Below are 18,564 nucleotides of genomic sequence, written 5' to 3'. Positions count from 1 at the left end.
CGACGCTGTACGGGACATCCGGTGACGGACGCTCACACCGTCAGGGCGCGGTCCGTCGGCTTGATCGGGGCCGGCAGGGCGCTGGCTCCGGTGAGGAAGCGGTCCACACCGCGGGCGGCGGAGCGGCCCTCGGCGATGGCCCACACGATCAACGACTGGCCGCGACCAGCGTCGCCGGCGACGAAGACGCCGGGGACGTTGGTGGCGAAGTCGGCGTCCCGGGCGACGTTGCCGCGCTCGTCCAGCTCCAGACCGAACTGCTCGACCAGGCCGTTCTCCCGGTCGGTGCCGGTGAAGCCCATGGCCAGGGTGACCAGTTGGGCCGGGATGCGGCGCTCGGTGCCCGGCTTCTGCTCCAGCTTGCCGTCCTTGAACTCCACCTCGATCAGGTGCAGCCACTGGACGTTGCCGTCCTCGTCACCCTCGAAGTGGGTGGTGGAGACGGAGTAGACCCGCTCGCCGCCCTCCTCGTGCGCGGAGGTGACCTTGTAGAGCATCGGGAAGGTCGGCCAGGGCTGGCCCGCGCTGCGCTCCTCGCCCGGCTTCGGCATGATCTCCAACTGGGTCACCGAGGCGGCGCCCTGGCGGTGCGCGGTGCCCACGCAGTCCGCGCCGGTGTCGCCGCCGCCGATGACGATCACATGCTTGCCCTCGGCGGTGATCGGGGAGACCGTCAGGTCGCCCTCCTGGACCTTGTTGGCCAGCGGCAGGTACTCCATGGCGAAGTGCACGCCGTTCAGCTCGCGGCCGGGCACCGGCAGGTCGCGGGAGGTGGTGGCGCCGGCCGCGATGACCACCGCGTCGTACCGCTTGCGCAGCTTCGCCGCGTCGATGTCGCGGCCGATCTCCACCTCGGTGCGGAACTTGGTGCCCTCCGCGCGCATCTGCTCGATGCGGCGGTTGATGTGCCGCTTCTCCATCTTGAACTCGGGGATGCCGTAGCGGAGAAGGCCGCCGATCCGGTCCGCGCGCTCGTAGACGGCGACGGTGTGGCCGGCCCGGGTCAGCTGCTGGGCGGCGGCCAGACCGGCCGGCCCGGAGCCGATGACGGCGACGGTCTTGCCGGAGAGGCGCTCCGGCGGCTGCGGGGTGACGTCGCCGGCGTCCCACGCCTTGTCGATGATGGAGACCTCGACGTTCTTGATGGTGACCGGCTGCTGGTTGATGCCCAGCACGCAGGCCGCCTCGCAGGGCGCGGGGCACAACCGCCCGGTGAACTCCGGGAAGTTGTTGGTGGCGTGCAGCCGCTCGCTGGCCGCCGTCCAGTCCTCGCGGTAGGCGTAGTCGTTCCACTCGGGGATGAGGTTCCCCAGCGGACAGCCGTTGTGGCAGAAGGGGATGCCGCAGTCCATGCAGCGCGACGCCTGCTTGGTGATGATCGGCAGCAGGGAGCCGGGCTGGTAGACCTCGTTCCAGTCCTTGACGCGCTCCTCGACGGGCCGGGTCTCGGCGACCTCGCGCCCGTGGTTCAGGAAGCCCTTGGGGTCAGCCATGGGTCGCCGCCTCCATCATCTTCTCGTGGGTCTCGGGCTCGGAGAGCCCGGCCCGCTCGGCGGCCTCCTTGGCGACGAGCACTGCCTGGTACGTGGACGGGATGACCTTGGAGAAGCGCGCCGCGGCGGCATCCCAGTCGGCGAGGAGCTTGGCGGCCACGGTGGAGCCGGTCTCCTCCTGGTGGCGGCGCACCACGTCGTGCAGCCACTGCTTGTCGTTGTCGTCCAACGGGCGGACGGCATCGGCCAGTTCCTTGTTGACGTTGGCCGGGTCGAGGTCGATGACGTAGGCGAAGCCGCCGGACATGCCGGCCGCGAAGTTGCGTCCGGTCTCGCCCAGGACGACGGCACTGCCGCCGGTCATGTACTCGCAGCCGTGGTCGCCGACGCCCTCGGAGACCACCGTGGCGCCGGAGTTGCGGACGCAGAACCGCTCGCCGACCCGGCCGCGCAGGAACAGCTCGCCGCCGGTGGCGCCGTAGGCGAGGGTGTTGCCGGCGATGGTGGAGAACTCGGCGAGGTGGTCCGCGCCGCGGTCCGGGCGGACCACGATCCGCCCGCCGGACAGGCCCTTGCCGACGTAGTCGTTGGCGTCGCCCTCCAGGCGGAGGGTGATGCCGTGGGGCAGGAACGCGCCGAACGACTGGCCGGCGGAGCCGGTGAAGGTGAGGTCGATGGTGTCGTCGGGCAGGCCGGCGCCGCCGAACTTCTTGGTGACCTCGTGACCGAGCATGGTGCCAACGGTCCGGTTGATGTTGCGGATCGGGACCTGGGCGCGGACCGGCTCGGCGGCCTCGGCGGTGTCCGCGGCCAGCGCGTCGGCGGCCAGCTTGATCAGCTCGTTGTCCAGCGCCTTCGCCAGGCCGTGGTCCTGCTCGGTGATCCGGTGCCGGACCGCGCCGTCGGGCAGCTCGGGGACGTGCAGCAGCGGCGCGAGGTCCAGGCCCTGGGCCTTCCAGTGGGTGACCGCGCGGGCGACGTTGAGGACCTCGGCGTGGCCGACGGCCTCGTCCAGGGTCCTGAAGCCCAGCTCGGCGAGGAGCTCGCGGACCTCCTCGGCGATGAACTGGAAGAAGTTGACGATGAACTCGGCCTTGCCGTTGAACCGCTCGCGCAGCACCGGGTTCTGGGTGGCGATGCCGACCGGGCAGGTGTCCAGGTGGCAGACGCGCATCATGACGCAGCCGGAGACCACCAGCGGGGCGGTCGCGAACCCGAACTCCTCGGCGCCCAGCAGCGCGGCGATGACCACGTCGCGGCCGGTCTTGAGCTGGCCATCGGTCTGCACCACGATCCGGTCGCGCAGGCCGTTGAGCAGCAGCGTCTGCTGGGTCTCGGCCAGGCCCAACTCCCAGGGGCCGCCGGCGTGCTTGAGGGAGGTGAGCGGCGAGGCGCCGGTGCCGCCGTCGTGGCCGGAGATGAGGACCACGTCCGCGTGCGCCTTGGAGACGCCCGCGGCGACCGTGCCGACGCCGACCTCGGAGACCAGCTTCACGTGGATGCGGGCGGCCGGGTTGGCGTTCTTCAGGTCGTGGATGAGCTGGGCGAGGTCCTCGATGGAGTAGATGTCGTGGTGCGGCGGCGGGGAGATGAGCCCCACGCCCGGCGTCGAGTGCCGGGTCTTCGCCACCCACGGGTAGACCTTGTGGCCGGGCAGTTGGCCGCCCTCGCCGGGCTTGGCGCCCTGGGCCATCTTGATCTGGATGTCGTCGGCGTTGACCAGGTACTCGGAGGTGACGCCGAACCGACCGGAGGCGACCTGCTTGATGCTGGAGCGGCGCGCCGGGTCGTAGAGGCGCTCCGGGTCCTCGCCGCCCTCGCCGGTGTTGGACTTGGCGCCGAGCTGGTTCATGGCCAGGGCGAGGGTCTCGTGGGCCTCGCGGGAGATCGAGCCGTAGGACATCGCGCCGGTGGAGAACCGCTTGACGATCTCGGAGACCGGCTCGACCTCGTCCAGCGGGATCGACGGACGGTCGGAGGCGAAGGAGAACAGGCCGCGCAGCGTCATCAGCCGCTCCGCCTGCTCGTTCACCCGCTCCGTGTACTTCTTGAAGATGTCGTAGCGGCGGGCCCGGGTCGCGTGCTGGAGCCGGAAGACGGTCTCCGGGTCGAACAGGTGCGGCTCGCCCTCGCGGCGCCACTGGTACTCGCCGCCGATCTCCAGCGCGCGGTGGGTGGCGGTGATGCCGGTGGCCGGGTACGCCTTGGCGTGCCGCGCCGCGACCTCCTGGGCGATGACGTCCAGGCCGGCGCCGCCGATCTTGGTGGCGGTGCCGTGGAAGTACTTGGCGACGAACTCCTCGTCCAGGCCGACGGCTTCGAAGACCTGCGCGCCCCGGTAGGAGGCGACGGTGGAGATGCCCATCTTGGACATCACCTTGAGCACGCCCTTGCCGAGCGCCTTGATGAGGTTCCGGATGGCGGCGTCGGCGTCCGAGCCCGGGACGTCCTGGATGAACGTGCCGGCCCGGACCAGGTCCTCGACGGACTCCATCGCCAGGTACGGGTTGACCGCGGCGGCGCCGTAGCCGATGAGCAGCGCGACGTGGTGCACCTCGCGGACGTCGCCGGCCTCGACCAACAGCCCCACCTGGGTGCGGGTCTTGGTGGCGATGAGGTGGTGGTGGACCGCGGCGGTCAGCAGCAGCGACGGGATCGGCGCGTGCTCGGCGTCGGAGTGCCGGTCGGAGAGCACGATCAGCCGGGCGCCGTCGGCGATGGCGGCGTCGGCCTCGGCGCAGATCTCCTCGATCCGGTCGGCCAGCGACTGACCGCCACCGGAGACCCGGTAGAGGCCGGAGAGGGTCACGGCCTTCATGCCGGGCATGTCGCCGTCGGCGTTGATGTGGACCAGCTTGGCCAGCTCGTCGTTGTCGATGACCGGGAACGGCAGGGACACGCTGCGGCAGGAGGCCGCGGTGGGGCTCAGCAGGTTGCCCTGCGGGCCGAGGGAGGAGATCAGGGAGGTGACCAGCTCCTCCCGGATGGCGTCCAGCGGCGGGTTGGTGACCTGCGCGAAGAGCTGGGTGAAGTAGTCGAAGAGCAGCCGGGGGCGCTCGGAGAGCGCGGCGATCGGCGAGTCGGTGCCCATCGAACCGATCGGCTCCGCACCGGACTTGGCCATCGGCGCGAGGATGACCCGCAGCTCCTCCTCGGTGTAGCCGAAGGTCTGCTGACGGCGGGTGACCGAGGCGTGGGTGTGCACGATGTGCTCGCGCTCGGGCAGGTCGGCCAGGTCGATCAGGCCGGCGTCCAACCACTCCTGGTAGGGGTGCTCGGTGGCCAGTTGGGCCTTGATCTCGTCGTCCTCGATGATCCGGTGCTCGGCGGTGTCGACGAGGAACATCCGGCCCGGCTGGAGGCGGCCCTTGCGGACGACCTTGGACGGGTCGATGTCCAGGACGCCGACCTCGGAAGAGAGCACGACCAGGCCGTCGTCGGTGACCCAGTAGCGGCCCGGGCGCAGGCCGTTGCGGTCCAGGACCGCGCCGACCTGGGTGCCGTCGGTGAAGGTGACGCAGGCCGGGCCGTCCCAGGGCTCCATCATCGTGGAGTGGTACTGGTAGAACGCCCGCCGGGCCGGGTCCATGGCGGCGGCGTTCTCCCACGCCTCGGGGACCATCATCAGCACCGCGTGCGGCAGCGGTCGCCCGCCGAGGTGGAGCAGCTCCAGGACCTCGTCGAAGGAGGCGGAGTCGGAGGCGTCCGGCGTGCAGATCGGGAACAGCCGCTCCAGGTCCTCGCTGCCGAACAGCTTGGAGGCGAGCTGCGACTCGCGGGCCCGCATCCAGTTGCGGTTGCCCTTGACGGTGTTGATCTCGCCGTTGTGCGCGACGAACCGGTACGGGTGGGCGAGCGGCCAGCTCGGGAAGGTGTTGGTGGAGAACCGGGAGTGGACCAGGGCGATGGCGGTGGCGAACCGGCGGTCGGACAGGTCCGGGAAGAAGGGCTCCAGCTGGCCGGTGGTGAGCATGCCCTTGTAGACGAGGGTGCGGGCGGACAGCGAGGGGAAGTAGACCCCGGCCTCCCGCTCGGCGCGCTTGCGCAGCGCGAACGCCTTGCGGTCCAGCGCCAGCCCGGTGCTCTTGCGGTCCGTGTCGCTGTGCCTGTCCGCGACGAAGAGCTGGGAGAAGGCCGGCATGGTGGCGCGGGCGCCGTTGCCGAGGAGCTGCGGGGCGACCGGGACGACCCGCCACCCGAGGACCTCAAGGCCCTCCTCGACGGCGAGCGTCTCGATCCGTGAGACGGCTTCGGCCGCTGCGTGGGCGTCGGACGGCAGGAAGGCCAGGCCCACGGCGTAGCCGCCGGCCTCGGGGAGCTCGAAGGTGACGTTCTCGCGCAGGAACGCGTCCGGGATCTGGAGCAGGATGCCGGCACCGTCGCCCGAATCGGGCTCGGAGCCGGTGGCGCCGCGGTGCTCCAGATTCGTCAGCACGGTCAGGGCCCGTTCGACCAGGTCGTGGCTGGCCTCGCCGGTGAGGGTGGCCACGAAGCCGACGCCGCAGGCGTCGTGCTCGTTCCGGGGGTCGTACATCCCCTGCTGGGCGGGGCGGCCGTCCATGGGCGACCAGGCGGCGGCGCTGCTGGTGGTCGCGGAGTGCGTGGACGCGTGGCGCATCGGCGCTCCCAACGTCGTCGTGGCATTGGCGGTGCCGAGGGACGACGCTGGCCCTCCGCTGAAATTTCGTGCAGGTTACAGGATGGCCCGCTTCCCGAAAAGCGGAAGATGCCTTCCAACATACGGACGCCGCACCGATGGCGAGGCGAATCTAAGGGGAATGCGGACGGACACGGGCCGCCCTGAAGCGGTGGCGTTCGGCGAGCGACGTTGCCCGCGACGCCAGGGGCTTATGCCCGGTCGTCAACGAGCCGAAACCGCTGGGTAACGCGGCCATCATGCGGTCACCCGTATGAGACGTCAACCCACCACCGTCCCGAACAGCGACCCCAGGCCGTACGTCACGGCCGCCGCGGCGCCGCCCAGCGCGAGCTGACGCAGCCCGCTGAACCACCAGGAGCGGGCCGTCACGCGCGCCACCACGGCGCCGCAGGCGAAGAGCCCGAGCAGCGCCAGCAGCAGCGAGGGCCAGAGCGCACTGGCGCCCAGCAGGAAGGGAAGAACAGGCAGGAGCGCACCCAGTGCAAAGGATCCGAAGGAGGAGACGGCGGCGACGGTGGGGGAAGGAAGGTCCGAGGGATCGATGCCCAACTCCTCGCGGGCGTGGATCTCCAGCGCCTGCTCGGGGTCGCGGGAGAGCTGCTCGGCGACCTGCCGGGCGAGCTCCGGCTCCACCCCGCGGGACTCGTAGAGCGCGGCCAGCTCCGCCTGCTCGTCCTTCGGGTGCTTGCGCAACTCGGCCCGCTCGATGTCCAGCTCCGCGACGACCAGTTCACGCTGCGAAGCCACCGAGGTGTACTCCCCCGCGGCCATCGAGAACGCGCCGGCCGCCAGCCCCGCGAGCCCGGTGATCACGATCGTCTGCTGCGACACCGCGCCGCCGGCCACGCCCGTCATCAGCGCGAGGTTGGACACCAGGCCGTCCATCGCGCCGAAGACGGCGGGGCGCAGCCAGCCGCCGTTGACGTCGCGGTGGGTGTGGTTGTCGCGGTGCGCCACATGCGTCGCGGCGCCGACATCCATGATCTCCATGACCGACATATCAGGACCTGCTCCCTGCTCTGCGAGGTGTGGGCCGATGACGGCGCTTCCCCCTTCAACACCTCGAAGCTATGCGCGAATTACCCTCCTCCGCTAGCAAGGAAGGCCGAACTTACCGCGCTGACCTGCGGTTTCATCGAGGCGAGAAGTTCGTGATCCGGGTCACAAAGGCTCACCTGACTCCCCCGCGCCCGCCCGCGGGAGGCGATCCGGGTGACCCTGCCGCCCCCGGGAGGAGAGCCGGGCCGCCGCGGGGGACGGATACCGGATCCGGGTGACCGCACCCCGCCCGGCCCACCGCGAAGGGACTCCGTCGAAAGGACACGACCACAGATGACCGACGCCACCGCCACCACCCGACCGGACCCCGAACCCCCGGATCCCACCCGGCCCCCGATCCCCCACGCCGCCGCACCGCCCGAGGTCGCGCCCCTGGAGGACCGGGCGGCCGGCGCGCTCGTCGGGGCCGCGGTCGGCGACGCGCTCGGCGCACCGGTCGAGGGCCTGACGCCGGAGCAGATCGTGGCCCGGCACGGCGGCCGCGTCGAGGGCATCGTCGGCCCGCTCCACCAGGACCGGCCCACCGCCAGCCCCCACTCCCCGCGCCCCAAGGGCCATGGCCACCCCACCGACGACACCCTGATGACCCACGCCCTGGTCCGCGTCTACGAGACCGTCCGCGACCACCTCGACGCCTACGCCGTCGCCGACCGCCTCGTCCCGGACCTGATCGGCACTCCCCGCTGGATCCCCGAACCGGAGGCGGAGGCACCGCCGTTGCAGCGGATCTTCCTCGCCGAGAAGTGGATCGTGGCGCGGCTGCACTACGGCCACGCCGACCCGCGCGAGGCCGGCGTCGGAAACACCGTCACCTGCGGTGCGGCGACGTACATGACACCGGTCGGTGTGGTCAACGCCGGCCATCCGGACCGGGCTTACGCCGAGGCGCTGGACGTCGCCGGCGCCCACCAGTCCTCCTACGGGCGGGAGGCGGCCGGGGCGTTCGCCGCCGCGGTGGCCGCCGCGTTCCTCCCGGACGCCACCCCGGCCTCGGTCGTCGAGCATGCGCTGCGGCTGGCGAAGGACGGCACCCGGGCCGCGATCGAGGCGGTCCGTGACGTCGCCGCGGCGGGCACCGACCACGCGTCGGCGCTGGTGCCGTTGCGGGCCGCGGTCGCGCCCTTCGACACTGTCGGCCCCGACTACCGCGAACCGTCGCTGGGCGCCCGCCGGCCCTCCCGGCTACACGCCGTCGAGGAACTCCCCGTCGCGCTGGGCCTGTTGCTGGCCGCCGACGGCGACTACCGGGCCACCGTGTTGGGCGCGGTCAACTACGGGCGGGGCTGCGCCGCCATCGCGACCATGGCCGGCGCGCTCGCCGGCGCCCTCGGTGGCGCGGCGGCGGTGCCCGCCGAGTGGAGCGCCGAGGTCGCCCGGGCCGGCCGGCTCGACCTGCACGCGCCGGCCGCCGCGCTGGCCGCCGTCGCCCGCGAGGTCTTCGCCCGCGACCAGGGCCGCCGGCTCCGCCACGAGCAGGCGTTCACCACCCTCGCGGCGCGGGTGGCGATGACCGAGGCCAGCGGGCGCTGAGGGGCGCCCGCGCAGACGGCGGAGCGCCGGGCGGTCCCGGTGTGAGCGGGTCCGCCCGGCGCTCCGGTCGGCAGAGTGGCCGGTGTCGGCGTCAGGGCTTCGCGCCGCCCGAACTCCCGGCGGCCTTCGGCGCCTCGGACGCGGCGCCCGGCTCGGCGTCCGCCCCCTTGCCGCCGTCCTTGCTGTCCTTGGCGCCCTTGCTGCTCCCGGTCCCCGTGGCCCCGTCCTGCGCGCCCTCGCCGAGTTGCCACTCCGGCTCGACGATCTCCTCGCGGCCCGGGGCCCTCTTCGCGGAGACGACCAGGTAGACGACGGCCAGGACGAAGACGATCAGCGACGTCCAGTCGTTGAGCCGCAGGCCGAGGATGTGGTGCGCCTCGTCGACGCGCATGTACTCGATCCAGGCGCGGCCCGCGCAGTACGCGGCGACATAGAGCGCGAAGACCCGGCCGTGGCCGAGGCGGAAGCGCTTGTCCGCCCAGATCACCAGGGCCGCGACGCCCAGGCACCACAGGGACTCGTAGAGGAACGTCGGGTGGTAGGTGCCGCCGATCCGGCCGATCGCCGGGTCCGGGTCGATCTTCAGCGCCCACGGGAGGTCGGTGGGCTTGCCGTACAACTCCTGGTTGAACCAGTTGCCCCAGCGGCCGATCGCCTGGCCGATCGCCAGGCCCGGCGCCAGCGCGTCGGCGTAGGCGGGCATCGGGATGCCCCGGCGGCGGCAGCCGATCCAGGCGCCGAGCGCGCCCAGCGCCACCGCGCCCCAGATGCCGAGGCCGCCCTGCCAGACCTTGAAGGCGTCGAGCGGGTGGCCGTTCTTGCCGAAGTACGGCTCGTACGTCGTGATGACGTGGTAGAGGCGGCCGCCGACGAGGCCGAAGGGCACCGCCCACACGGCGATGTCGGCGACCGTGCCGGAGCGGCCGCCGCGCTGCACCCAGCGCCGGTTGCCGAGCCAGACGCCGACGAACACGCCGATGATGATGCAGAACGCGTAGCCGCGTAGCGGGATCGGACCGAGGTGGACGACACCGGTCGACGGGCTGGGAATGAATGCGAGGTCCATGGCAGGACCGACGCTACCGCGCCGGGCCGGGTTGACGACAACCCGCCCGGCTACGGCTGCGTAACGACCCCGGTGGGGACCGGCGGTGACCGCCGGCCGGGTCAGCCCTTGCCGTGCGGCTTCCCCTGGTCGGCCTCCTCGACCATCTTCTTCAGGTCGGCGGGGGTGAGTCGGCCGCCCTTGGTCTGGGCCAGGTCCTTGCCGTTGAGCAGCACGGTCGGGGTGCCGCGGAAGCCGCCGGCGGTGAAGGCCGCGTTGGACTTGCGGACGAAGCCCTCGTAGCGGCCGCTCTTGACGCACGAGGTGAAGGTGTCGTTCACCAGGCCGCCGACCTTGCCGGCCAGTTGGATCAGGTAGTTCTTGTCGCTGAAGCGGTCCTGCTGCTCGGGCGGTTGGTTGGCGTAGAGCACGTCGTGGTACTGGCGGAACTTCCCGGCGTCCTGGGCGCACAGGGCGGCGTTGGCGGCCTTCAGCGAGCCGCTGCCGCCGCCGTTGCCGTCGATGAGGGTGGCGAGGTGGTACTCGACCTTGAGCTTGCCGGCGTCCTCCAGCTCGTGGATCACCGGGCGGAAGCCGGTCTCGAACTGCTGGCAGGCCGGGCAGCGGAAGTCCTCCCAGACGGTGAGGGTGGAGCGGGCACCGGCCACGCCCACCTTGACGGCGGGCTTGTCGCCGTCGCTGGCCTGTTTGGGGAGGGCGAACGCGCTGTCGGTGATGCTGCCGGTGCCGCCGCCGGAGGACACCCAGACGGCGATCCCGCCGGCCACCGCGAGCGTCACCATCACCGCCCCGGCGACGACCGCCTGGCGGACCCGCCGGTCGCGCGTCTTCTCCTTGACCCGCTCTGCCTGAAGTCGCTCGCGGGCGCTGCTCGTTCCGTCACGGTTCTGGCCGTCATGGTTCTTCTGGTTCACGCCCGGGGACAACGAAGCGGAGGGGCGCAGTCGCACCCCTCCGCTCCAAGGTTCGCCCGAACGAGCGAGCGTGGTGCGTCAGTTACCGGTCGCGCCGCCCCGGCGCACCCCTTCGCCGAGTTGGCCGGCGAGCGCCCGGACCGCGGCGAGGCCGGCGTCAAGGTCGCCGTCGGCGGCCAGGAGGCACTTGACGAACGCCGAGCCGACGATCACACCGTCGGCGAAGTGGGCCACCTCGGCGGCCTGTTCGGCGTTGGAGACGCCGAGTCCGACGCAGACGGGCAGGTCGGTGGTGGCGCGGGTGCGGGCCACCAGGTCCTCCGCCTCGCGGCCGACGGACTCGCGGGTGCCGGTGACGCCCATCAGGGAGGCCGCGTAGACGAAGCCGCTGCCGGCCGCGGTGATCTTGGCCAGCCGCTCGTCCCGGCTGCTCGGCGCGACCACGAAGACGGTGGCCAGGCCGTGCTGTTCGGCGGCCTTCCGCCAGACCTCGGACTCCTCGACCGGGAGGTCCGGCAGGATGCAGCCGGCACCGCCGGCCTCGGCGAGATCGGCGGCGAACCGCTCGACGCCATAGCGGTCGACCGGGTTCCAGTACGTCATGCACAGCACCGGGGCGCCGGTGGCGGCGTGCGCCTCGCGGACCGTGCGGAGCACGTCGACGATCTTGACGCCGGCGCGCAGCGCGATGTCGTCGGCGGTCTGGATCACCGGGCCGTCCAACACCGGGTCGCTGTGCGGCAGTCCGACCTCGACGATGTCGCAGCCGCCGTCCAGCATCGCGGTCAGCGCCCGGATGCCGCCGTCGACGGTGGGGAAGCCGGCCGGCAGGTAGCCGACCAGGGCCGCCCGGTCCTCCGCCTTGGCCTGCGCCAGTACGGAGGCGAGGAGTTCGAGGTTGCCCGCCATCACTTGTCCCCCTCGTCGGTGCGGCTGTCGTCGTAGAGCCCGAAGTAGCGGGCGGCGGTGTCCATGTCCTTGTCGCCGCGGCCGGAGAGGTTCACCAGCAGCAGGCCGTCGGGGCCCAGTTCCCGGCCGACCTCCAGGGCGCCGGCCAGCGCGTGGGCGCTCTCGATGGCCGGGATGATGCCCTCGGTGCGGGAGAGCAGCCGCAGGGCCTGCATCGCCTCGTCGTCGGTGACCGCGCGGTACTCGGCGCGGCCGACGTCCTTGAGGTAGGAGTGCTCGGGGCCGATGCCGGGGTAGTCCAGGCCGGCCGAGATCGAGTACGGCTCGGTGATCTGGCCGTCCTCGTCCTGGAGGACGTAGGAGCGGGAGCCGTGCAGGATGCCGGGGGTGCCCTCGGTGAGGGTGGCGGCGTGCTCGCCGGTCTCGACGCCGTGGCCGCCGGGCTCGCAGCCGATCAGGCGGACGTCGGTGTCGGGCAGGAAGGCGTGGAACAGGCCGATGGCGTTGGAGCCGCCGCCGACGCAGGCCAGCGCGGCGTCCGGCAGCCGGCCGGCGCGCTGAAGGATCTGCCGGCGCGCCTCGACGCCGATGACCCGGTGGAAGTCGCGGACCAGCGCCGGGAAGGGGTGCGGGCCGGCGACCGTGCCGAAGAGGTAGTGGGTGCGGTCGACGTTGGCGACCCAGTCGCGGAACGCCTCGTTGATGGCGTCCTTGAGGGTGCGGCTGCCGGACGTCACGGAGATGACCTCGGCGCCCAGCATCCGCATCCGGGCCACGTTGAGGGCCTGCCGCTTGGTGTCGACCTCGCCCATGTAGATGGTGCAGTCGAGGCCGAAGAGGGCGCAGGCGGTGGCGGTGGCGACACCGTGCTGGCCGGCGCCGGTCTCGGCGATGACCCGGGTCTTGCCCATGCGCCTGGTGAGCAGGGCCTGCCCGAGCACGTTGTTGATCTTGTGCGAGCCGGTGTGGTTGAGGTCCTCGCGCTTGAGGAACACCCGGGCGCCGCCGGCGTGTTCGGCGAACCGCGGCACCTCGGTGAGCGCGCTGGGGCGCCCGGTGTAGTTGACCATCAGGTCGTCGAGCTCGGCGGCGAACGCCGGGTCGGCCTTGGCCTTCTCGTACTCGGCGGCGACCTCGTCCACCGCGGCGACCAGCGCCTCGGGGATGAACTTGCCGCCGAACGCGCCGAAGTACCCCTCGGCGGTGGGGACTTGGCCTTCCGGATCGGGAAGGAAGAAACGGGAACTGCCTACGGACATCTGAGCACTCCTCGACCGGGGCGCCTCGCCCCGGGGGTACCGGTGATGCGGGAGGTGACGTGACGGTGGTGCGCGCGGTGTCGCGGTGGGTCGCCGCTTACGGGGACGACCGCACGGGGCGCGCGGTCCCCCGGCGCCATCGCATCCCGTTGATCTGGCCCGGTTCGGAGCCGATGTGGTACCGGACCCGACGCCCCCGCACCCGCCGCGCGGGGGCCCGGCAGCCGCGGTGCCACGAGGGCAGCGCGCTGACCCGGGCCTCGGGGCGGCGGGGGACGGCGGTCATGTCGGGGTCCCTGTCGTGGTGGGGGAGGTCAGTCCCGGCCGTGCCGGATCGCGGGGTGCGAGCCGGCCGCGACCAGGTCGGCGACCGCGGCCTTGGGGTCCTTGCCGGTGACCAGCGACTCGCCCACCAGGACGGCGTCGGCGCCGTCGTTGGCGTAGGCGATCAGGTCGTGCGGGCCGCGCACGCCGGACTCGGCGACCTTGACGATGTGGTCGGGGATCTCGGGGGCGACGCGGGTGAAGGTGCCGCGGTCGACCTCCAGGGTCTTGAGGTTGCGGGCGTTGACCCCGATGATCCGGGCACCGGCGGCCACCGCGCGGGCGACCTCGTCCTCGTCGTGCGCCTCGACCAGCGGCGTCAGCCCGATCGACTCGGCCCGCTCGATCAGCGAGACCAGCGCCTCCTGCTCCAGCGCGGCGACGATCAGCAGCGCGAGGTCGGCGCCGTAGGCCCGGGCCTCCCAGAGCTGGTAGGCGGTGACGATGAAGTCCTTGCGCAGGACCGGGATGTCGACCTTGGCGCGGACCGCCTCCAGGTCGGCGAGCGAGCCGCCGAACCGGCGCTGCTCGGTGAGGACGGAGATGACCGCGGCGCCGCCGGCCTCGTAGTCGGCGGCCAGGCCCGCGGGGTCGGCGATCGCGGCCAGCGCACCCTTGGAGGGGCTGGAGCGCTTGACCTCGCAGATCACCCGCACGCCCTCGCCCTTCAGGGCGGCGGCGCCGTCCATGGCCGGGCGCGCCTTGCGGGCCCGCTCCTTGAGCTCGTCGAGGCTGACGCGCGCCTGTCGCTCGGCGAGGTCGGCGCGGACTCCGTCGATGATCTCATCGAGCACGCTCACGCGAGCGGCCTCCTTCTTGAACGGTGGAGGTGGACAGCGTCCGGGTACCGCACCTGCTGTTCCCGGACGGCTTCTTTCGATGGTATCCGCCGCGGGGTGCAGGTCTCACATCCGGTTGACCTCGGTCCCACAACCTGGACGTTCCGGGGGCGGCGAGGGCCGGGGATCAGGGCCGCAGCACGGCGCCGACGGGGAGGTTGCGGACGAGGGTGAAGACCAGCAGCAGCCCGCCCAGCGCCCACCAGTGGACCGGCCGGGGGCGGGGGCCCGCGGTGGGCAGGCCGCGCGCCGCGCGGGCCACCCAGCCGAGCCAGAAGAGCGCGAACACGGCGTAGCCGGCCACCGCGGGGGCGTTGGCGCCCAGCGCGGCGGCGAGGTCGCCGTGCGCGAGGGCGTGGGCGCTGCGCAGTCCGCCGCAGGCCGGACAGAGCAGGCCGGTGAGGTGGCGCAGCGGGCAGACGGGGTAGTGGCCCGGCTCGTTGGGGTCGACGGTGCCGACGTAGGCGAAGGCGACGACGGCCGCCGCCAGGGTGCCGACCGGTGCCGCGAGGCGGCGCAGCGGGCCGGCGGGCCGCGCCGGGACCAGGGGATCACTCACGGTGCCGATGGTGCTACCGGACGCGGGAAGGCGCAGCTTCATCGCCGCCGTACGGGACGCGGGCCGTACGGGGCGGGAAGCGGCGCCTTCGGGGGCTCCTGGGCGAGCGGGGCTCAGCCCTCCTGCGGCTGGGCCTTGGCCTGCGCGACGGGCTGGCCGGAACGCTTCGGCGTCTGGCCGAGGCCGGCCGCGCGCATCACGCCACCCACGACGGCACCGGCGACGATCAGCGCCATGCCGGCCCAGAAACCGGGCACGTTGGCCACCACAATGAAGGCACCGGCCACGCAGAAGCCGATGAACGCGATGATGACGCCGGTCCAGGCGGCGGGGGTGTGTCCGTGGCCACTGCTCGACATGGAGTGCTCCTCGTTACTGAAGTCGCGCCGGGGTGCGGGCGCAGGAATGTCGTCGTCCATTGTCACCGATGCCGGGCGGAACCCTTTTACCGGGTGGGGTCCTCACCGCGGTCCAGGGACTTCCAGATCTCCTCGGGGCGGTCCAGGTCCGGGGCGGCCGGGGCGCGCCGCGGGCCGCGGGCGCCGCCGGGGGTGCGCTCGTAGCGGCCGGACATCCCGGGCCAGGAGCGGCCGAAGACCAGGGCCAGCACGCCGGCGAGGAGCAGCAGCAGACCGCCGGCGGCGGCCACCCAGGGCCAGACGGTGTGGCTGACGTGGTGCACGTCGGCGCCGGCCAGTCCGACCGCGTCGGCGGCCTTCTCGCGCAGCGCGGAGGTGTCGGCGTTGCCGAGCGCGGCGGCGACGGCGACGCCCAGCCCGCTGAGGGCGAGCAGCGCGGCGACCACGATCCGGCCGACCCGGCGGACCGCGAAGACGGCGACCAGGGCGGCCAGCCCGACCACCGCCAGCGCACCGGGCACCCCGGTCACGTCGGCGCCGGTCACGGTGCGCGGCAGCTCGCCCTGGGCCAGCACCGCGGTGCCGCGCGCCCAGATACGGCCGGAGGCCAGCAGGGCCAGGCTCGCGCCGGCGGCGCCGAGCAGCAGCGCCAGGGCGAGGGAGCGCTTGGCGCTGCGCGCGGGCCGGGCCGGCGGCGCGGCCGGCTCGGCGTCGGTACGGGGCTGGGGTACGGCACTCACGCACACCACTATCGCCCACCGGCCCCCGCGGGCCGGTGGGCGGGGGTACGCCGGATCATTTCCCCAGGTGGTTGGCGGTGTGCACGGCGCGGAGGACGGCGGCGGCCTTGTTGCGGCACTCGGTGTCCTCGGCGACCGGGTCGGAGTCGGCGACGATGCCGGCGCCGGCCTGGACGTAGGCGGTGCCGTTCCGCAGCAGGGCGGTGCGGATGGCGATGGCGGTGTCGGAGTCGCCGGCGAAGTCCAGGTAGCCCACGCAGCCGCCGTAGAGGCCGCGCCGGGTCGGCTCCAGCTCCTCGATGATCTGCAGGGCGCGCGGCTTGGGGGCGCCGGAGAGGGTGCCGGCGGGGAAGCAGGCGGTGAGCACGTCGAAGGCGGTGCGGCCCTCGGCGACCGTCCCGGTCACCGTCGAGACGATGTGCATGACGTGGCTGTAGCGCTCGACGGACATGAAGTCGACGACCTCGACGCTGCCCGGCTCGCAGACCCGGCCCAGGTCGTTGCGGCCCAGGTCGACCAGCATCAGGTGCTCGGCGCGCTCCTTGGGGTCGGCCATCAACTCGTCGGCGAGCGCCTGGTCCTCCTGGACCGTCGCGCCGCGCGGGCGGGTGCCGGCGATCGGATGCACCATGGCGCGGCCGCCCTCGACCTTGACCAGCGCCTCGGGGCTGGAGCCGACCACGTCGAACGCGCCGCCGTCGCCGTCCTCGAAACGGAAGAGGTACATGTACGGGCTGGGGTTGGTCGCCCGCAGCGCCCGGTAGACGTCCAACGCGCTTGCCGTGCAGGGGGTTTCGAACCGCTGCGAGGGCACCACCTGGAACGCCTCGCCGGCCCGGATGCGCTCCTTGACGTCCTCGACGGCGGCCATGAAGGACTCGGCGCCCCACTCGCCGGTGTACGGGGGCACGGCGGACGGCGGGAGCGCGGCGGCGCTGGCGGGGGCGGGGCGGGCGAGGTCGTCGGCCATGGTGTCCAGGCGGGCCACCGCGTCCGCGTACGCCTCGTCGACGCCGGTCTCCAGGTCGTTGTGGTTGATCGCGTTGGCGATCAGCAGGACCGTGCCGCTCCAGTGGTCCAGGACCGCGAGGTCGGAGGTGAGCAGCATGGTCAGCTCGGGCAGGCCGAGGTCGTCGACGGTGTGCTGGCCGACCTTCTCCAGCCGGCGCACCACGTCGTAGCCGAGGTAGCCGACCATGCCGCCGGTGAACGGGGGCAGGCCCTCGCCCTCGACGAGGTCGTGCGGGGTGTGCAGGGTCTCGACGGTGGCGCGCAGGGCGGCGAGCGGGTCGCCGTCGGTGGGGACGCCGACCGGCGGGGTGCCGAGCCAATGCGCCTGCCCGTCACGGGCGGTGAGGGTCGCGGCGCTGCGGACGCCGACGAAGGAGTACCGCGACCACGTGCGGCCGTTCTCGGCGGATTCCAGCAGGAAGGTGCCGGGGCGCTCGCCGGCCAGCTTGCGGTAGAGCCCGACCGGGGTGTCGCCGTCCGCGAGGAGGCGCCGGGTGACGGGGATGACCCGCCGGTCCTTGGCGAGCGTGCGGAAGGTGTCGAGGTCCGGTGTGGCGGTGCCCGTGGTTCCCGTGGTCATGGCAGCGGAGCCTACTGGTCGGTGGCCGGCCCGTTCGCCAATACGTCCGCATCGAAGCACGTGCGGGTGCCGGTGTGGCAGGCGGCGCCGACCTGGTCGACCTTGACCAGGACGGTGTCGGCGTCGCAGTCCAGGGCGACGGACCTGACGTGTTGGACGTGGCCGGAAGTATCGCCCTTGACCCAGTACTCGCGGCGGCTGCGGGACCAGTAGGTGCAGCGGCCGGTGGTGAGGGTGCGGTGCAGCGCCTCGTCGTCCATCCAGCCGAGCATCAGCACCTCGCCGGTGTCGTACTGCTGGGCGATGGCCGGGAACAGGCCGTCGGCGTCGCGCTTGAGGCGGGCGGCGACGGCGGGATCCAGGGAGGATGCGGTGACACGGCTGGTGGTCATGGGTCCATTGTGCCGTGCGGCATCCTGCTGGAATGGATCAGCAGCCGCCACCGGACCAGGTGGCCAGGGTCGCGGTGCGGGTGATGGTGGTGGTGTTCGTGGCGGCGCTGGTGGCCGCGGTGGTGGTGGCCGTGGTGGTGCTGCGGGATTGAGGGGGCGCCGGCCGGGGGCGGTGCGCCGTGGCAGGGCGCGCGGGGCGGTCGTAGGCTGACCGTATGTCGACCCATGCGAAGCGTGAACGGCTCCTTCTGGCCGACCTGTTGGAGAGCGCGGGGCCCGAGGCGCCCACGCTGTGCGAGGACTGGACGACGCGGGATCTCGCCGCGCACGTGGTGGTCCGCGAGCGGCGGGCCGACGCGTCCGCCGGGATCTTGGTCAAGCCGCTGGCGGCCCGGCTGGAGCGGGTGCAGGCGGAGTTCGCGGCGAAGCCGTACGAGGAGCTGATCCAGCTCATCAGGACGGGGCCGCCGAAGATGTCGCCGTTCGCACTGAAGCAGGTCGACGAGGCGTCCAACACCGTGGAGTTCTACGTCCACGCCGAGGACGTGCGGCGGGCCCAGCCGGACTGGACCCCGCGCGAGCCGGACCCGGTGTTCGCGGACGCGCTCTGGGCGCGGCTGGAGCGGGCGGCCCGGGTGCTGGGCCGGAAGGCGCCGGTCGGGGTGGTGCTGCGGCGGCCGGACGGGCAGACCGCGGTGGCGCACCGGGGCACCCCGGTGGTGACGGTCACCGGCGAGCCGGGCGAGCTGACGATGTTCGCCTTCGGCCGGCAGGACGCCGCGAAGGTGGAGTGGGACGGCGACGAGGACGCGGTGGCGAAGCTGCGGGCGGCGAAGCTGGGGGTGTGAGCCGGGGCGTCTCCCCCGGTCT

At 72.9% G+C, this 18,564-nt stretch carries 16 protein-coding genes; 2 read left to right on the top strand and 14 right to left on the bottom strand.

Going from position 1 to position 18,564, the window contains the following annotated elements:
* Window positions 1-32: 32 nt before the first annotated feature.
* From ACIQU6_RS04000 to ACIQU6_RS03990, 3 genes are all read right to left on the bottom strand, one after another.
* Window positions 33-1,493 carry a glutamate synthase subunit beta gene (locus ACIQU6_RS04000; protein ID WP_403480041.1) on the bottom strand — a complete coding sequence of 487 codons (1,461 nt, stop codon included), beginning with the start codon at window positions 1,491-1,493 and terminating at the stop codon, window positions 33-35.
* Window positions 1,486-6,111, bottom strand: a complete 4,626-nt coding sequence (gene gltB, locus ACIQU6_RS03995; RefSeq protein ID WP_403480040.1) for a glutamate synthase large subunit — start codon at window positions 6,109-6,111, stop codon at window positions 1,486-1,488. The genes ACIQU6_RS04000 and gltB overlap by 8 nt, the downstream gene beginning before the upstream one ends.
* 300 nt (window positions 6,112-6,411) lie before the next feature.
* Window positions 6,412-7,143, bottom strand: a complete 732-nt coding sequence (locus ACIQU6_RS03990) for a VIT1/CCC1 transporter family protein (RefSeq protein ID WP_403480134.1) — start codon at window positions 7,141-7,143, stop codon at window positions 6,412-6,414.
* A 342-nt stretch (window positions 7,144-7,485) separates the two neighbouring features.
* Between ACIQU6_RS03990 and ACIQU6_RS03985 the strand changes: the two genes are divergently transcribed.
* The gene (locus ACIQU6_RS03985; protein WP_403480039.1) at window positions 7,486-8,742 is read left to right on the top strand and encodes an ADP-ribosylglycohydrolase family protein; all 1,257 of its coding nucleotides are present in this window, start codon (window positions 7,486-7,488) and stop codon (window positions 8,740-8,742) included.
* A gap of 91 nt (window positions 8,743-8,833) precedes the next feature.
* On the opposite strand, the gene lgt is transcribed toward ACIQU6_RS03985, so the two are convergent.
* From lgt to hisI, 11 genes are all read right to left on the bottom strand, one after another.
* A complete protein-coding gene (gene lgt / locus ACIQU6_RS03980) occupies window positions 8,834-9,808 on the bottom strand; it encodes a prolipoprotein diacylglyceryl transferase (RefSeq protein ID WP_403480038.1) in 975 nt (324 codons plus the stop codon).
* A 101-nt stretch (window positions 9,809-9,909) separates the two neighbouring features.
* Window positions 9,910-10,722, bottom strand: a complete 813-nt coding sequence (locus ACIQU6_RS03975; RefSeq protein ID WP_403480037.1) for a DsbA family protein — start codon at window positions 10,720-10,722, stop codon at window positions 9,910-9,912.
* A 78-nt stretch (window positions 10,723-10,800) separates the two neighbouring features.
* Window positions 10,801-11,631: a tryptophan synthase subunit alpha gene (gene trpA / locus ACIQU6_RS03970; protein WP_403480036.1), complete on the bottom strand. Its 831-nt coding sequence runs from the start codon at window positions 11,629-11,631 to the stop codon at window positions 10,801-10,803.
* A complete protein-coding gene (gene trpB / locus ACIQU6_RS03965) occupies window positions 11,631-12,890 on the bottom strand; it encodes a tryptophan synthase subunit beta (protein ID WP_403480035.1) in 1,260 nt (419 codons plus the stop codon). Before trpB ends, trpA begins: the two co-directional genes overlap by 1 nt.
* 97 nt (window positions 12,891-12,987) lie before the next feature.
* Window positions 12,988-13,176: a tryptophan biosynthesis modulator TrpM gene (trpM, locus tag ACIQU6_RS03960; RefSeq protein ID WP_403480034.1), complete on the bottom strand. Its 189-nt coding sequence runs from the start codon at window positions 13,174-13,176 to the stop codon at window positions 12,988-12,990.
* A 28-nt stretch (window positions 13,177-13,204) separates the two neighbouring features.
* Window positions 13,205-14,014, bottom strand: a complete 810-nt coding sequence (trpC, locus tag ACIQU6_RS03955; RefSeq protein ID WP_403480033.1) for an indole-3-glycerol phosphate synthase TrpC — start codon at window positions 14,012-14,014, stop codon at window positions 13,205-13,207.
* A gap of 166 nt (window positions 14,015-14,180) precedes the next feature.
* Window positions 14,181-14,612 (bottom strand): DUF2752 domain-containing protein, encoded by a 432-nt coding sequence (locus ACIQU6_RS03950; RefSeq protein WP_403480032.1) that lies wholly within the window; start codon window positions 14,610-14,612, stop codon window positions 14,181-14,183.
* Between the two features lie 113 nt (window positions 14,613-14,725).
* Window positions 14,726-14,971 carry an HGxxPAAW family protein gene (locus tag ACIQU6_RS03945; RefSeq protein WP_403480133.1) on the bottom strand — a complete coding sequence of 82 codons (246 nt, stop codon included), beginning with the start codon at window positions 14,969-14,971 and terminating at the stop codon, window positions 14,726-14,728.
* Window positions 14,972-15,057: 86 nt separating this feature from the next.
* On the bottom strand, window positions 15,058-15,711 hold the full coding sequence (locus ACIQU6_RS03940) for a TIGR02234 family membrane protein (RefSeq protein WP_403480031.1): 654 nt from the start codon (window positions 15,709-15,711) through the stop codon (window positions 15,058-15,060).
* 55 nt (window positions 15,712-15,766) lie between these two features.
* Window positions 15,767-17,302: an anthranilate synthase component I gene (locus tag ACIQU6_RS03935; RefSeq protein WP_403480030.1), complete on the bottom strand. Its 1,536-nt coding sequence runs from the start codon at window positions 17,300-17,302 to the stop codon at window positions 15,767-15,769.
* 11 nt (window positions 17,303-17,313) lie between these two features.
* A complete protein-coding gene (hisI, locus tag ACIQU6_RS03930; RefSeq protein ID WP_403480029.1) occupies window positions 17,314-17,694 on the bottom strand; it encodes a phosphoribosyl-AMP cyclohydrolase in 381 nt (126 codons plus the stop codon).
* 215 nt (window positions 17,695-17,909) lie between these two features.
* Between hisI and ACIQU6_RS03925 the strand changes: the two genes are divergently transcribed.
* Window positions 17,910-18,542 (top strand): TIGR03085 family metal-binding protein, encoded by a 633-nt coding sequence (locus tag ACIQU6_RS03925; protein WP_403480028.1) that lies wholly within the window; start codon window positions 17,910-17,912, stop codon window positions 18,540-18,542.
* Window positions 18,543-18,564 lie beyond the last annotated feature (22 nt).

Source organism: Streptomyces sp. NPDC090442 (assembly GCF_044769405.1).
In the GTDB taxonomy this organism is placed as follows: domain Bacteria; phylum Actinomycetota; class Actinomycetes; order Streptomycetales; family Streptomycetaceae; genus Streptomyces.
The sequence above is the reverse complement of the archived record's forward strand: the minus strand, read 5'-3'. Positions and strand labels throughout refer to the sequence as shown.

Bases quoted from the DNA above. Each gene is read 5' to 3' on its own strand.
- gltB (WP_403480040.1), bottom strand. From the start codon at position 6,111: ATGCGCCACGCGTCCACGCACTCCGCGACCACCAGCAGCGCCGCCGCC.
- trpB (WP_403480035.1), bottom strand. From the start codon at position 12,890: ATGTCCGTAGGCAGTTCCCGTTTCTTCCTTCCCGATCCGGAAGGCCAA.
- lgt (WP_403480038.1), bottom strand. From the start codon at position 9,808: ATGGACCTCGCATTCATTCCCAGCCCGTCGACCGGTGTCGTCCACCTC.
- trpM (WP_403480034.1), bottom strand. From the start codon at position 13,176: ATGACCGCCGTCCCCCGCCGCCCCGAGGCCCGGGTCAGCGCGCTGCCC.
- trpA (WP_403480036.1), bottom strand. From the start codon at position 11,631: ATGGCGGGCAACCTCGAACTCCTCGCCTCCGTACTGGCGCAGGCCAAG.
- ACIQU6_RS03990 (WP_403480134.1), bottom strand. From the start codon at position 7,143: ATGGAGATCATGGATGTCGGCGCCGCGACGCATGTGGCGCACCGCGAC.
- ACIQU6_RS03925 (WP_403480028.1), top strand. From the start codon at position 17,910: ATGTCGACCCATGCGAAGCGTGAACGGCTCCTTCTGGCCGACCTGTTG.
- ACIQU6_RS03985 (WP_403480039.1), top strand. From the start codon at position 7,486: ATGACCGACGCCACCGCCACCACCCGACCGGACCCCGAACCCCCGGAT.
- ACIQU6_RS03935 (WP_403480030.1), bottom strand. From the start codon at position 17,302: ATGACCACGGGAACCACGGGCACCGCCACACCGGACCTCGACACCTTC.
- ACIQU6_RS04000 (WP_403480041.1), bottom strand. From the start codon at position 1,493: ATGGCTGACCCCAAGGGCTTCCTGAACCACGGGCGCGAGGTCGCCGAG.
- ACIQU6_RS03945 (WP_403480133.1), bottom strand. From the start codon at position 14,971: ATGTCGAGCAGTGGCCACGGACACACCCCCGCCGCCTGGACCGGCGTC.
- hisI (WP_403480029.1), bottom strand. From the start codon at position 17,694: ATGACCACCAGCCGTGTCACCGCATCCTCCCTGGATCCCGCCGTCGCC.